Consider the following 15,062-nt stretch of genomic DNA (forward strand, 5'->3'; position numbering starts at 1 on the left):
GGTTATTTTATTTTTGTATTTTTTTATTGTGCTTCACTGACCAGATAACTAAGGCAATACCGGCGATAAAAAACGGAATACTTAACATTTGTCCTGCTGTTAGCGTAATGTCGGCAGCATAGGCAGCTTGTTTTTCTTTTAACATTTCAATAAGAAAACGGGCAGTGAAGATTAAAATTAAGAAAACGCCTAAAAATAGACCCTTGTGGCGTTTGCGCTTTTTTGCGTTTATAAAAAATCATCAAAACAAAAAAGATCGTTAAATAAGCAATCGCTTCATATAGTTGCGAAGGGTGACGAGCAACGTTATCTATACGTGAAAAAATAACAGCCCAAGGCACATTGCTTGGCGTGCCTAATATTTCAGAATTAACAAAATTTGCGCTACGTACAAAAAAGCCAAATAAAGCGGTACATATAGCAAGCCTATCGAGCAACCAGATAAAGTTCATTTGATGCTTTCTGCTGTAAATACCAGCGGCAATTATTGCACCTAAACCCCCACCATGACTAGCCAGTCCACCTTCCCAAATGGCAAATATTTTCATTGGATTAGCAAAATAATAACCAGGATCATAAAAGAAACAATGGCCTAAACGTGCGCCAACAATAACACCAATAACAATGTAAACGAGTAAGTTATCTAACGCGGCTAAATCTTGTTTTTCAGTTTGAAAAATCCACTTCATCACTTGTAAGCCAGATAAAATAGCCGTAGCGAATAATACGCCGTACCAATGGACAGTTAGTGGCCCAATAGAAAAAAATACCGGATCGAGATCCCAAACTAAATGTTGCACAGCATCACCCTTTATATTGCGAATATTGAAATTTGGCTAAGCTTAGCTTGCCAATAAATTGCCAACATTCTATCAAGCTACTTGTTGCTGTGGTGAATTAATTTGTGCTAAAGCGTTAATGACTGTTGCTGGTTGTTCTACATTGATTAAAACTTGTTCGAATGATTCAACCAAAGAGCCCATCATGCCCCAATATTTTATTGGCTGTTTAAATATGATTTTAATGTTGTGCTGTTTACCTCTACCTACTTTTAACTGTTCATTAGTTATCACCGCACTTTCATGTTTCTTGCCTGCTGATTTTTCTGTTTCGTTATGATGGTTTGAATTTATCGAAACCGACTTAATCGCCGAAAGTGGTATCACCATAAAATTAAAAATACTGTTATTGATGATGAGTTTTTCATCTTGAATATACATCGAATAATGACGTGATAAACGGTAGTTTGCTGTTAGTAGAATAAAGCTATATAAAATGAAGGTTGCCACTATAATTGCAGCCGTTTCGCTCCAATCAATCAATAGCTGGTAACTTGTCAAAGCAACTGTTATTAATAAAAGACTCACCACTAAGAAATGCCATGCTTTACCTGACCATAGTATAATCTTATCTAATGACTCGGTATGACGTTTAGATAATCGAGGAATCGCGTAGTACCAACTCGCTGGCTCTGTCGCAAAAGTTAAGGCTAAACCTTGTTTTTTATCGTCATCGTATTTTTCAATAGCCCCAATACGAGGATCGCCAGATAAATTACGAGCTTGCCATAGGCCTTTAACGATAATAACGATTAAATAAAGTTCGATGATCAGTAAGATAGCCATAATAGGATAGCGTAACCAGAGTATAAAATCGAAATATTGGGCAATATCTTCCGGGTAGCTGTAACGGGCAATAGCACTAGAAAGGCTAAAAATAATCAATAGCTTCCAAGCTTTTTGTTTGCTAGCTTTGATGATCATAAACCAATAAAGTATCGGCAGCACGGCAAAGTAAATGACACTTGCTAAAATTACCGGATAGAGTCTGAGTATTGAAGTCGTAGTTTCTGGGATAAAGGTAAACCCCAGATAATAAGTGGTGATTGCGATAAACAAAAATAGCAGGCGGTATTTAACAGACTTTCTCACAAGTGATCCTCTAGTATTTTAGTCGTGAAGATATTTGTATTTATGTTGCATTATATTGAGTATAAAGTAATTATGTTTGGGCTTGAAGTTGAAACTTGTAAGTGAAAATGAATCTAGTACCGACTGCGAATAGAGAGTTTAAAGGGACATTTAATGTTTGGCAGCTGTATTCGGTAAGGCTGTCATAGCGTCAGCTATAAGTCTAGCCAAAGTTCAGAGCGCTCTAATGGCGTAAGCGGAGAAAGTAGAGGGTTGGTTAATTTGAATACCCGTCTTTGCTCATTTTTCAACTTTGTTACTATATCGCCATAGTAACGCATAAATAGTTTTTCTAAGCTACCATCAATAAGTGCCAGTTCAAGACCTTGGCGAATACTTTTTGCTAAGGTTATTTGATTTTTACCAACATAAAAATACACCGCTTTTGGATACCAAATTAAAGTGTTCTGTTCTTTTACTATGGCCAAATGTTGGTGTTGAGCCAAGTCATGATCTACTTCTAATACGGAACGAGGAAAGTAGTCAGCTCGCTTTTTATCTAACATCAGATATAAACCTTCGAGATCACTACCTTTAATTAATTTTATATTATTTAAGCGCAAGATTTTACTATCGGACCACGTATGAAATTGCAAAGCCCTTAATTGTTTAAACTCCTCTAAACTTTTGATATTAGAAAAAATATTTTTATTATCATCATGAATAAGTGCTATACGCCAACCATATAAACCTTGCAAAATTGGAAAGTGAATGGCTAGGGCTAATTGCTCTCGTTTAATAGTGGCACCGGCGATAGTCACATCAATACCCATAGCTTTACCGAGTAAATTAAAGGCCCGCATTGTCGGTAAATTTTTACCAAAAGCAGCTAAGTTATAATCGTTGTTTTGATCATAACTTAAAACATGTTGTAACAGCTCTATAGCGTAACTTTTCCGTTCGGTACCTGAATAAGTTATTTTGGTGGTGAATTTTTTTCTTATTAAGGCCTGTTCAGTTTGTGCTTGAAGCGACAAAGTAAAAAATAACAATAGAAAAAGCATGATGATGGCATAGCGAGAAGCATTCATTTATAGCTCAGAATTAAATGTCAAAAAAAGTGTCTTTTAAAAACCTTGATATAAACTATTTAGCAATAAAACTTTAAAAAAATCCATATAAAAAACAAAAGAATATAAATATTTTTCAATGTTTTTGAAATCTCATCATACAAGGGGTTATTTTGAATATATTGTCGTAAATGTATTAAAAATTGACGTAAATTCACTAGCAATAAAAATAGATTTTTAGTTGCTTTATTGCCGATGCATTTTACCGAGAAAATTCATTTGTTATGGTGAAGTTAATATCAGTTAAATTAAGAAGACTAAGTTGAATTTAATTACCGCTATAAGGCTAATTTAAGTGACTGGTCATTATATTTTTACTCGTGAGTTTGAGGAATAATTACTTAAAGCGCTTTAACTATACAAGCCTATTAAGTTTATTCCCACTCAGCGCTTACCAGCGTTTTGAGAACATATTCTATAGGAAGGAAATTCTCGGCGGTTATCGAACCGCTGGTAAGCTCTGCAAGGTTGATTTTAAATGCCTTACAGGCCGCGTTATTGATGTCGATAAGGCTCTCTCAAGGATGTCAGTCATTAGAACAACGCAGCATTAGAACAACGCAGGAGCAGTTGTCGAGAATAACCATTATCTTTAATCAATGCCTTGCCTGCACTTAGCTTCAGTCTGGAACTGTGAACCTGTGCTTCTAAAGCTTTTAAACTTCACTGAGAGGGAAGAAACTTAGCAGAATTGGTATTAATTGTGCTGTTTTTGCAATTGATGCTTTACTTAAAAGGTAAATGGAATTTGCCCATTGACTTGAACATTGTAGTTTAGAGCAATGGATAAGAGATAACTGAAAATGCAACTCTTTAGTGTTGGCATGGTTTATAGAGTCGGATTGATATGAGTTATAGTAAAAAGGAGTGAATTATGGCGGTAGGATTGTCAAAAGAGTCCCAAACAGATGTTTTTGAAATAGAGCAACGAGCCATCAGTTGTAAACTGCATGTAGCCGCAGAGCAGCGGATAATCGATGGTGTTTTTATTAATTTTATTTTATTAAACCAAAGTAATAAAGACTTATCTGTATTAACCTGGTGTACACCCTTAGAAGGGTTTTACTTCGATCTTTTCATTATCCAAGATCAATACCGGCAAATAATTCCCTATCAAGGGCCCATTGTTAAACGTGATAAACCATCATCCGTAGATTATCAGTTGATCAGGGCTCATGGCAATGTGGCGACTATGTTAGATTTAAGCTCGGTCTATAACTTAATGCCGGGAGATTATACTCTGCAGTTAAATAAGAAAACTTTACAAGTAATTGAGAATGATATGCCGATGAGTATTTGCCAGTGTCAATCAGACTGTTTAACTTTCAGTGTTTGTTAGCTGATATAAGCAATTCTTTACTACAGCGTAATTGCACCGGATAAAACTAAAAAGCTTATTCAAAATGAATAAGCTTTTTCATTGGCGTGATATTCTCATCGTATAAATGGTTAACTGGCAGTGTTGTCAGTATCGCTATTTTGATTTCTCAATTGTTATGCTACTAAGCCGAATGGTTACAAACCATTATGATATTGAATATTAGTAGACTCAGGCACTAAATGATTTAATGTTTGTTTATCTGCCAGTTTATTACGAAGTAACGCTTCAAAGTGGCTGATCAACAAAGCTTTATCTGGTGACGCTTTATCACCTGCGCCAATGTTAGTTAAATCAATCATAAAACCGTCAAACAAGTGTGATAAGTCGTCAATAATTTCCATATTTAAAAACTGGTCTTGGTTATAAATGCTTGGGTAACCGGCTTTTTGTTTATCGATAGCAAATGAGACACCTTTAAGGTTGGTGATGCTGGTCGACTTATCGCATGACAGCATACAGCCATTATCGATACGGGGTTTTTCACAACCAACACTTTGCTGGAAGAAACACTGGCGGCTAGTCATCAACAAAATAGGGTGGTAAATGCTGTAGAACAATTTAAAGTTTTCTGGACGAGCAATATTCTTCATCTGCATGGCATTTATCTCGTTAGAAATAAAGGCGCCGCTACAGTCAAAGCCTTCTTTCATTGCCATTAAGGCATATGAATTGGTGGTGTTTAAAAATGGTCCCGCAATCCACTTAATACCTAATTCATTAGCGCGACAAGCAATGCCGGTATTGTTAGTAACAATTAATGTAGGTTTAACTTGTGCTAAAATGTTAACCGCTACGTCATAATCTTTACCAATAAGCACGGCAGGAAACCACGGAATTAAACGCGGGTTAGCTTGTAAAAAAGCAATATATTTTGTACAGCCTCGTTTATAAGCATCAGGTAGCTTAAAGTAAATATCAGCATCAGAAATATTGGCTAATTCAACATCGGCTTCATCACAAATTAATATCGATAGCTTAGGCGCGCTGTCAGCTTTAGGGTGATTAACCAAAGGCGGTAACGTCACTTCTGGTAAAACAGTGACTGAATTATTGAGTTTGTTAGCAATTTCATTTTTAAGCGTCGTTAGCTCTTTAAATGGCATACTTAAGCCTGTATTTAAATTATCGCAATTTAATTCGGTAAGTAAAAACTCGGCATTATTAAAGCTTTTAAAGCGCTTTTCGATCGTCGTCCGATCAATACAGGCATTATCACTAGCTCGCATTAAGCTGGTTGACTGCACGGTAAAGGTAGTTTGTTCAACAGAAAAGCCTACGGTGTTTATGTTTTTAGTCACGGTTACGGTTAATGGTTGAGCAAGTTCGCCTGCGAAGCTTAAGGTTAGTGGTACCTTTTCAATGCTTAAGTGTTTAATTTTCTCAACGACTTCAGCCTCAATAGTATTTTTATCCGCTTGTAGGTTTTGCTCAACATCTTGAATTTGTACCACTGAAATCGCTTGGCTATCATCAGCTTTAAACTTGCTAACCGCATGAGCTTTTGAGTTATCACGTGGGTTATCGATAAACATCGATTGATTTAAATCGCCGCGTAAAAAGGCGTTTGAAAAGTCGCGATTAAATACTTTATATAAGCGTTCGCCATCTTCAGTTAATTCACCAGTATTGAGGAAACCATCAATTTGTTTACGAAAGCTATCAACCACCGTATGTACATAGTTTGCACCTTTTATACGGCCTTCAATTTTAAATGAATGCACACCTGCGTCGATTAATGCCGGTAAGTCGAAAAAGGCGGAGTTGTCTTTAATATTAAGTGGAAAATTATGCCCTGATGGTGTGGTTTCATATTCTTCACGACAGGCTTGGCTACAACGGCCGCGATTACCTGAATTACCAACGCTGGCTGAGGTTGAATAACATAAACCAGAAAAGGCAACACAAAGTGAACCGTGAACAAAAACTTCAGTTAATACATCATGCTCAAGACAAACTTTATTTATCGCGGTAATTTCGCGTAAATTTAATTCACGAGATAAATTAACCCGCGAAGCGCCTAATTTTTTCAAAAATGGAATTTGACCAACATTATGGGTGGTTAACTGGGTTGAAGCATGAATATCTAAGCTCGGGAAATGCTTGGTAATAATGTTAAACATGCCGATATCTTGCACGATAACGCCGTCTAACGTGGTGTTAACCAGTTTACTTAATAGTTTGGCAATCGACTTAAATTCACGCTCTAAAATAATAACATTTAAGGTTAAAAATATTTGGCAGTCGTATTGATGTGCTAAACGGATAATACCAATAAGTTGTTCAAAAGAAATATTAGCAGCGCGATTACGAGCATTTAAGGTGTCTAAACCGCAATAAACCGCGTCGGCTCCAGCGATAATGGCTGCTTTAATTGCATCGACATCGCCGCCAGGTGCTAATAATTCTATTTTATAATCCATTTTTACAACTTATTTTTGTTCGCTAAATTTCAGAGCAGGGATTTTACCCGTATATTTCATTAATGAATACCGTTAAAGTGAGTGAATATTAACTCTATAGCATCAAAAAGAAGTAAATCATGGCATTACCTATCCTTTACTCTTTAAGAAATTGCCCTTATGCCATGCGAGCACGGTTGGCTATCTTCAAATCACAACAACCTGTTGCGCTGCGAGACGTAGTGTTAACGAATAAACCTGCTGAAATGATTTTAGCGTCAGCCAAAGCCACTGTGCCTATTTTAGTGTTAAGTAAGATAGTGCAAGCAAATGGCAAAAAAGGCGCAGAAGTGACCGTTAAGGTTATTGATGAAAGTTTAGATATTATGTTATGGGCTTTGAATAACTCGGACCCGAGCGATCTACTACACAGTGCAAACCCTGAAATACTTACACAAATGTTAGCGTTAATTGCCGATTTTGACGTAGAATTTAAACGGCACTTAGAAGCGTATAAATGTGCAAAACGCTATCATGAAGATAACCTTGCCGATTGCCGAGCCGCCTGTGAAGTATATATCCAGCGATTAGAATCTCGTTTAATACAGCATGCGTTTTTATTTTCAGCACAAGATAGTTTAGCCGATATAGCTTTGTTACCTTTTATTCGCCAATTTGCTCGTATAGAGCGTCAATGGTATTTGCAGTCGCCTTATCCTAACCTCAAGAAATGGCTAAATAGTTATTTGCAAAGCCCGATGTTTACTAAGGTGATGGCAAAGCATCCACTTTGGCTAGACAGTGGTAAAGAGATTGTTTTTTAATTAAATTAAAGCACAAATTATTAGCCGTACATTGTACGTTAAATTCCCTTCGCTTTTAAAGCCAATAGCGTGGATAGTGCCTTAAAGGATCCCGTGATAAATTATTGACCACCAAGGCTATAGCTAACAAAATCAGTGTGCCAATAGCAACCGGAGAGATAACAAAGTAGTAACCATTACTATGCACTTCGGCAGTGCCAATAATGGCGATTAGCGCTGTTGCACCGCCAGGAGGATGCAGCGTGCGAGTAAAGTGCATTGCGACAATTGAAAAAGATACTGCAAGTGCGCCAAGTAAGGCAATATCTAACACGAGATACTTTTGCAGACTGACACCGATAAATGCTGATATTATATGACCACCAATCAAATTTCTTGGCTGGGAGAATTCAGCTTGCGGGGCGCCATAAATTAGCACTGCTGAGGCGCCAAATGAGCCAACAAGAAACATACTTTTTAAAATATTAACTTCGGTAAAACTGCTCAGAATGGCGATCAAATACATACCAAGAAATGCACCTAGCCACGACCAGACAACCTTTGAAAGTGGCTTTCTTGGTGGGCAGATATCGCCACCTTTCATTCTTGAAAAAACAACTTTAACCATGATAAAAAACGTTTCCTTTGATGATTGATATTTTATATCTGTAATATAAATAACGGTTATCGATTGGGGGGCTTGCCGCTAATTTAGGGGGGAAAAGCCGAGTAACAAAATAATTCTGCTCAGTGCAAAATAAAATAAAATTAATTTAAAAGCGGTAATTAAATTAAAGCCTTGTAGCTACTCTAATGACTAGCTTGATAGCTAAGGCACTAGGTTAAATGACGTATGCCAGATATCACATAGTTCGCTAACATCTTTTAATGCTTGATTTTTTTGTGCGCTAAGCACAGAAATATACAGTTTATTATCTTTAGTGATGACCTTTTGAACACCGGCAATGGTTGATATTTTTTGATAAAAAATATCTTCGTCAGTCTGACATTTAAATATCGCTGCTGTAATTTCAATTTCAGTGATCATATAAACAATATCCGTCGCTGAGTTAGCGAGTTAAAAACACTATCTGAGGTATATTTTTACGGTGCGTAATATCCCATACTGTTGTGAAAATGAATAATAATTAATTGCTAACTTTTATATCTGTTGGTTATTAAAAGGCAATATGAATCTAAGCGAAAGTTATATACCTTAGGTTTATGTGAAATCTGCTTCAGCAGCGTTATCACACTTAATACAATTAAGCTGCTGTCCTAGCATGGCATCTCTGGTGGTTTGCTTTATAACCCATGGCCGATTGATAAATGGCGGCTGATGACGTACATGCTGAAAGTGTTGACATTCGAGCCTTGCCACCCAATGGTTTTCATCATCGAGGTGATAGCCGATAATGGCTTGTCGCATAGTGACATTCCTATTAATTAAACTGAAGCTTTACCAAGGGAGCATTGATAAAAGAGAAGTTAACAGTAAATGTGCAACTGTGCATTATGTTTGATCTTGTCATGCAGCAAAAAAATTGTCTTATGATGTTCATTTTTTACAAAAGTGTTTTTTTAATCACCAAATCTTCAGATGACTTAGTCAACAATGTAACCATTAATATTGTTGAATATTTAAATAGAATAAAGCTGACTTATAAGCCACCTTTGACTCTTTGGGAGTTAGACACTATCAATTAGTGGTCAAAATAGCTTAACTTTTACGGTCGGAGAAATTTTATATTAAAGCAACTCCTCCTCTGAAATGTAGATATTTTTAAGTTGGCATGTGTGCTGGAAATATACATCTCCATATTAAGTCTGTACTCTAACAACAGGCTGTAATAGAGGTATTATCCATATGAATAAAAAGAACCCTCCTTTAACCATAGGTCGGTTAGCAAAAGCGGCTAAGGTAAATATTGAAACAATACGTCATTATCAACGTAAAGCATTAATCATTGAGCCTGAAAAGCCTCTAGGTAGTTTTCGACATTATCCCAAGTCGAGTGTCGATAGAATTCGTTTTATAAAACGTGCTCAGAAAATTGGTTTTTCATTAGAAGAAATAAAGCAATTGTTAAATTTAGGTGATAAAAATTGCGAAGACGTACAAACGCTAGCACAAGAAAAGCGAAATAAAATAGCACAACAAATATTGGGATTACTCACCATTCAAACCGCTTTAGACGAGTTAATATCAAGCTGTCATAGTGACATAGACACAAAGCAGTGCGGCTTTATAGAAGGATTATCTCAAAAAGGTTTCTTGGAAAACGAGTAACTACATCATAATAAATTAATTTAAATCACCTCTTGACTCTGGACTATACCCCAGAGTTTAAGCTTATCTCATATTATCTTTATATGGGATCTAGTTATGTCAAATTCATCCACATCAAATCGTGCTTTATTGTTAGCTATTACAGCAGGTATTGGTGCGTCTGCCTGCTGCATCGGTCCGCTGCTACTATTATCACTCGGTTTCGGTGGTGCATGGGTCGGAAACCTTACGGCAATGGCACCTTATAGTGGTTATTTTACTGCTATAGCCCTCATCATCTTGGCTGTGGTTTTTCATAAACTCTATATTGCTGAACAAAAATGTGTGGCAGGGTCAGTTTGCGCTAACCCAAAGATAGTAAAAAAACAGCGTATCATTTTTTGGATAGTCAGTATTATCCTTATCGCAATGATGGGTTTTCCATATTACGCAGATTACATAGTTGCATAATATAGAGTGCGAGTAAGTTCATATTTGTATTTTTAAATTTCAGAGGAACAAAAAATGAAAAATATTATTAACATTATCCTATTTTTAAGCTCCCTATTTATTCTTGGCAATGCAGTGGCAACGGTAAGTGAAAAAGCTAATTTTATAGCCGCTCCAGTAATGTCGGAGAAGTTATTCACTATTGAGAAAATGACCTGCAAAATGTGTCACATCACTGTCCGCAAAGCGATGGAAAAAGTTGAAGGTGTTGTAAAGGCGACTGTTAATTATGGCAATAAAACAGCCATCGTTACGTTTGACCCTAAAAAAACTGATGTTGAAGCTATAGCGTTAGCATCAACCAATATTGGCTATCCAGCCACATTAATGAAATAGAGGTGAATTATGTTTAATCCTGTGAAATTACTTACTCGTGTTGGCGACAAAGCAGGCTCGTTAGGAGCCGTCGTATCAGCGATGGGATGTGCCATGTGTTTTCCTGCTATTGCCAATATTGCCGCCGCTTTAGGTATGGGCTTTTTAGGACAGTGGGAAGGATTGTTCGTTAATACCTTATTGCCACTATTTGCCTCATTAGCGTTGGTGATGAATATTCTCGGCTGGTTTAGTCATCGCCAGTGGCATCGTAGTTTACTTGGTTCAATGGGGCCAATTTTAGTCTTACTATCATTATATCCATGGTTCCAATATGGATGGAGTTCATCTGCGACTTATACAGGACTTGGGCTAATGGTTGCTGTGTCGATATGGGATATGGTCTCTCCGGCAAGTCGTCGTTGTGATGATGAATCATGCCCAGCATAACACGAGAAATTTAACTTATAATTATTGGAAGTATTAACATGATAACTTTATCGATCAAGGGTATGACTTGTAGTCGTTGTGCTGACCATATTAAAAAAGCAGTTGAAGCTATTGATGGCGTATGGACAATTAATATTTCATACCCTGATGCAACGGCTGAAATTGAAACAGTAGATGACATTAAGCGGTGTGAAATTGTTGATGCCATTGAAGCTTTAGGCTATACAGTTTCGGAATTAAATGCTGCAACAACAGAACAATTGCATGTCGCTATTATTGGTAGTGGCTCCGGAGCATTTGCTAGCGCTATCAAAGCAGCTGAAGGTGGTGCAAGAGTCACCATGATCGAAGGTGCAGACATCATTGGGGGCTGTTGCGTCAATGTTGGGTGTGTGCCATCTAAGATACTTATCCGTGCTGCGCAATTGGCTCATCAGCAACGCAAAAATCCATTTGATGGTCTTGAAAACAGTCAGCCTCAAATTAACCGCTCGTTACTAGCGCTTCAACAAACATCACGTGTTGAAGAGTTGCGCGGTGCCAAGTATCAAAACATTTTAGATAACAACCCAGCATTAACCTTGTTAAAAGGTTACGCGCGTTTTAAAAACAAAAATACCTTACGGGTTAGAAAAGCAGATGGAAGTGATGAAGAACTGATGGCAGACCGCATCTTAATTGCAACGGGATCTACGCCCTCTATTCCGCCTATCAATGGTTTAGTTGACACTCCCTTCTGGACATCAACAGAAGCACTATTTGCTGAAGCGTTACCTGAGAGCTTAATCGTAATAGGCTCGTCTGTTATCGCTTTAGAGATTGCCCAAGCTTATGCACGTTTAGGCAGCAATATTACCGTATTAGCACGCCATACCTTATTGTATGCAGAAGAGGCATTGTTAGGGGAAAAGCTAACTGAGTGTTTTGAAAAAGAGGGCATTCGCGTACTTAATAACACACAAGCAAGTAAGGTCAGCTATGATGGAGCTGCATTCTCATTGGAGACTAATAAAGGGACTTTAAAAGCAGACAAATTACTTATCTCGACTGGCCGTCATGCCAATACGGCTCAGCTTGGCTTAGAAAATGTTGCTGTTGAAACACAAAAAAATGGTGCCATCGTAGTCAATGATAAAATGGAAACGTCAACGACCAATATTTATGCCGCTGGTGATTGCTCTACTATGCCTCAATTTGTTTATGTTGCTGCCGCTGCGGGTAGTAGAGCGGGTATAAATATGACGGGTGGGGATACTAGGCTCGACCTATCAACAATGCCAGCGGTTATCTTTACTGATCCGCAAGTTGCCACCGTAGGCTTAACCGAAGAGCAAGCTATAAACACTGGTTTTGATGTAATTAGTCGGGTGTTAGAGATGGAAAACGTGCCACGCGCATTAGCCAATTTTGAAACGGACGGCTTTATTAAACTAGTAGCGGATAAGCCAACAGGTAAAATTCTTGGCGCACAAATACTTGCTCATGAAGGTGGGGAGTTGATACAAAGTGCCGCACTCGCTATTCATAATAACATGACTGTTGATGACCTTGCAGGACAGCTATTTCCATACTTAACTATGGTAGAAGGACTAAAATTATGTGCGCAAACATTTAGTAAAGATGTCTCTGAACTTTCCTGTTGTGCTGGTTAAAGCCAATGAGAAATAGGTTAATAACGTTGATTTTAAAGTGTTGAAAGTTAAGAAGCACTAAGTGTTATAGGCATACAAAAGTAGCATAAATTATCAATTTTTAATCTCTCTAAAGTCAGCAAGATTTGGTGTTTTAGTCATGGCTTGTTTGAAAGTCATGTTAAAAGTGCGGTAAACAAGTATAAAGAGCTGATAATTAAGTTTTATTATCCACAATGGTAAGTTTCGCTGAGTTACTTTTTCGTACTTTTTGTTGCTTTTGCCATTGTTGTTCATCAATGGCGTCATCTTCATTATTGAGTCGCTCAATAAACGTTATGCCGTTAAGGTGGTCTAATTCATGTTGAAAAATACGCGCAAGAAAGTCCGTTAAGTGTTTGTGATGGGTAAGGCCTGTTTCATCGGAGTAACTCACCTCAATATGACTATATCGCGGCACTAAAGCGCGTTTGCCTTTTACACTTAAACAGCCCTCCCAGCCTAATACTTGTTGCTCACTGGTCTTGATGATTTTTGGATTAATAATAACGCTAACGGGTAATAAGGGCGCGTCAGGGTAGCGCTCACTTGGCGCTGAGCACATTAAAAATAACCGTAGGCTTTCACCCACTTGAGGCGCCGCAATGCCAACGCCTTTAGCTTCTGTAACCGTTGCTTTTAAATCAATAATAAGTTGTTTTATTTCTGCTGAATTAACATCATGTACGGTTTGAGCAACTTGCGCTAAAATTGGCTCGCCGTGCTGAAAAATAGTTAAGTTATTGTTTGTGTTTTTTGTTTTGTTATTCGTGATATTGCTCATAATTAGGCTTCTTTTTCCTGATGACTTTCACCGTTAGTCATATTTTTAAGCACTTGCTTTGCATTTTGTCGCTCTTTTTTAAAGTAAAACCAACTCACTATAAATAAAATAACAATAAAAGGTAAGCTGGTTAATACCACTACATGCCAACCCGCTTTAAATAATATCCATCCAGCCATTAATGATGCTGTAGCTTGAAAGCCAAAAATAATAAAGTCGTTGATGGCTTGTACTTTATGGCGCTCACTTGCATGATAACTTTGTGGTAATAACGAGGTGCCGGTAAGAAAAAGAAAATTCCAGCCGATACCGAGTAAAATTAATGCCCACCAATAATGCATAACTTGCTCACCAGATAATGCAATAACCGCAACCAAGGCGTAAATTATCGTGCCTGTTAACATTAAATTTTTCAAACCAATACGTTTTACTAACAGTGCGGTAAATAATGACGGGATGAACATTGCTGCGATATGGCTTTGAATAACCCACTTAGTATCATTCAAACTATGGCCATGTAAGTGGTGCATGCTCAGCGGCGTTGCTGTCATTGAATAGCTCATCAAGGCAAAACCAATAGCCGCAGATAATATCGCGATAATGAAAATAGGTTGCTTGATTATTTTACTTAAAGCACGTATTTCGCCATGCTTGCCACTTGGTTTTATTTCAGCATCTCGAAAATTTAACATCAATAACATCGCCACTAAAAACAGCCCAGCTAGAAAGAGGAAAGATCCTGCATAACCATAGGGCGAGCTTAACCAGTCTTTGGCTGTAACCGCTATTTCCGGTCCTAAAAATGCAGAAAAAATACCGCTTAGCATTAAAATTGATAAAACTGTCGGCACATCTTTGCTGTCTGAAATACTTTCAATGGCGGCAAAACGTAATTGTTGAATAAAAGCCGTACACGAACCAAATAATAAACTCGCCAATACCAATAATTCAAAACTGCCATTTAGTGCAGCAAACATTGCTAGCATAGTGCCTGAAAAACCGAGCATAAAGCCGGTAAAGGTTGCAAAACGTCGACCTTTTTTTTGGGCCAATAATGCCGCAGGAATAGCAGTACTGGCTACACCTAAAATCATCACGGTAACCGGCAATGTCACCAATGCGGGGTCTGCACCCATACTGGTGGCCAGAATACCACCAATAAAAACGATCACCGGTGAAGCAGCCATAACCAAAGGTTGCACCAAAAAAAGCAACCAAACATTTTTCGGTAGGGTGAACAGTCGTTGCAAGCCAAAAAAGCTTAATAACAATAACGCTAGCGTTATGATGATGTTTGTTAACATGGCTGGCTCTAGTAGCTAAAGGTGAATAGAGGAATATACTTAGCATAATACTGAAATTTTACTGCCTTGGGTTAAATTAGCGTAGTTAACGGGCAAAAAATCTTTTCAATTATTTATTACCAATCGCTAAATCGAGT

The 15,062-nt window shown here is 37.6% G+C and carries 15 protein-coding genes and 1 pseudogene; 7 read left to right on the forward strand and 9 right to left on the reverse strand.

Annotated elements, in window-relative coordinates:
* Nucleotides 1-7: 7 nt before the first annotated feature.
* The 3 genes and pseudogenes from lgt to FGD67_RS00160 form a co-directional block, all read right to left on the reverse strand.
* Nucleotides 8-800, reverse strand: a pseudogene (gene lgt, locus FGD67_RS00150) (prolipoprotein diacylglyceryl transferase).
* A gap of 72 nt (nt 801-872) precedes the next feature.
* Nucleotides 873-1,931, reverse strand: a complete 1,059-nt coding sequence (locus FGD67_RS00155) for a hypothetical protein (protein WP_257173113.1) — start codon at nt 1,929-1,931, stop codon at nt 873-875.
* A gap of 194 nt (nt 1,932-2,125) precedes the next feature.
* The gene (locus tag FGD67_RS00160) at nt 2,126-3,001 is read right to left on the reverse strand and encodes a hypothetical protein (protein WP_257173114.1); all 876 of its coding nucleotides are present in this window, start codon (nt 2,999-3,001) and stop codon (nt 2,126-2,128) included.
* 913 nt (nt 3,002-3,914) lie between these two features.
* Between FGD67_RS00160 and FGD67_RS00165 the strand changes: the two genes are divergently transcribed.
* Nucleotides 3,915-4,379, forward strand: a complete 465-nt coding sequence (locus FGD67_RS00165) for a hypothetical protein (RefSeq protein WP_257173115.1) — start codon at nt 3,915-3,917, stop codon at nt 4,377-4,379.
* 176 nt (nt 4,380-4,555) lie between these two features.
* On the opposite strand, the gene FGD67_RS00170 is transcribed toward FGD67_RS00165, so the two are convergent.
* Entirely contained in the window at nt 4,556-6,841 is a 2,286-nt protein-coding gene (locus FGD67_RS00170) for a peptidase U32 family protein (protein WP_257173116.1), read from the reverse strand.
* Between the two features lie 119 nt (nt 6,842-6,960).
* Here FGD67_RS00170 and FGD67_RS00175 point away from each other — a divergent pair, with 119 nt between their 5' ends.
* Nucleotides 6,961-7,644, forward strand: a complete 684-nt coding sequence (locus FGD67_RS00175; RefSeq protein ID WP_257173117.1) for a glutathione S-transferase — start codon at nt 6,961-6,963, stop codon at nt 7,642-7,644.
* 55 nt (nt 7,645-7,699) lie between these two features.
* Here the strand turns inward: FGD67_RS00175 and FGD67_RS00180 are convergent, their stop codons facing one another.
* From FGD67_RS00180 to FGD67_RS00190, 3 genes are all read right to left on the reverse strand, one after another.
* Nucleotides 7,700-8,251 (reverse strand): HPP family protein, encoded by a 552-nt coding sequence (locus FGD67_RS00180; protein ID WP_257173118.1) that lies wholly within the window; start codon nt 8,249-8,251, stop codon nt 7,700-7,702.
* Between the two features lie 201 nt (nt 8,252-8,452).
* Entirely contained in the window at nt 8,453-8,671 is a 219-nt protein-coding gene (locus FGD67_RS00185) for a hypothetical protein (protein ID WP_257173119.1), read from the reverse strand.
* A gap of 174 nt (nt 8,672-8,845) precedes the next feature.
* The gene (locus FGD67_RS00190; RefSeq protein ID WP_257173120.1) at nt 8,846-9,052 is read right to left on the reverse strand and encodes a DUF3565 domain-containing protein; all 207 of its coding nucleotides are present in this window, start codon (nt 9,050-9,052) and stop codon (nt 8,846-8,848) included.
* A 438-nt stretch (nt 9,053-9,490) separates the two neighbouring features.
* On the opposite strand from FGD67_RS00190, the gene FGD67_RS00195 reads away from it, so the two are divergent.
* The 5 genes from FGD67_RS00195 to merA all read left to right on the forward strand — a co-directional run bounded on the left by FGD67_RS00195 (nt 9,491) and on the right by merA (nt 12,819).
* Nucleotides 9,491-9,913, forward strand: a complete 423-nt coding sequence (locus tag FGD67_RS00195) for a MerR family DNA-binding protein (protein WP_257173121.1) — start codon at nt 9,491-9,493, stop codon at nt 9,911-9,913.
* Between the two features lie 96 nt (nt 9,914-10,009).
* The gene (locus FGD67_RS00200; RefSeq protein WP_257173122.1) at nt 10,010-10,363 is read left to right on the forward strand and encodes a mercuric transporter MerT family protein; all 354 of its coding nucleotides are present in this window, start codon (nt 10,010-10,012) and stop codon (nt 10,361-10,363) included.
* A gap of 54 nt (nt 10,364-10,417) precedes the next feature.
* Nucleotides 10,418-10,738, forward strand: a complete 321-nt coding sequence (locus FGD67_RS00205; RefSeq protein ID WP_257173123.1) for a heavy-metal-associated domain-containing protein — start codon at nt 10,418-10,420, stop codon at nt 10,736-10,738.
* 9 nt (nt 10,739-10,747) lie between these two features.
* On the forward strand, nt 10,748-11,167 hold the full coding sequence (merC, locus tag FGD67_RS00210) for an organomercurial transporter MerC (protein WP_257173124.1): 420 nt from the start codon (nt 10,748-10,750) through the stop codon (nt 11,165-11,167).
* Nucleotides 11,168-11,205: 38 nt separating this feature from the next.
* Nucleotides 11,206-12,819 carry a mercury(II) reductase gene (gene merA, locus FGD67_RS00215; RefSeq protein WP_257173125.1) on the forward strand — a complete coding sequence of 538 codons (1,614 nt, stop codon included), beginning with the start codon at nt 11,206-11,208 and terminating at the stop codon, nt 12,817-12,819.
* A gap of 196 nt (nt 12,820-13,015) precedes the next feature.
* Here merA and def read toward each other — a convergent pair whose 3' ends face one another.
* Complete coding sequence (gene def, locus FGD67_RS00220; protein WP_257173126.1) at nt 13,016-13,621, reverse strand: peptide deformylase; 606 nt, start codon at nt 13,619-13,621, stop codon at nt 13,016-13,018.
* A 2-nt stretch (nt 13,622-13,623) separates the two neighbouring features.
* A complete protein-coding gene (locus tag FGD67_RS00225; protein WP_257173127.1) occupies nt 13,624-14,925 on the reverse strand; it encodes an MFS transporter in 1,302 nt (433 codons plus the stop codon).
* Nucleotides 14,926-15,062 lie beyond the last annotated feature (137 nt).

This window comes from Colwellia sp. M166 (assembly GCF_024585285.1).
Taxonomy (GTDB): domain Bacteria; phylum Pseudomonadota; class Gammaproteobacteria; order Enterobacterales; family Alteromonadaceae; genus Cognaticolwellia.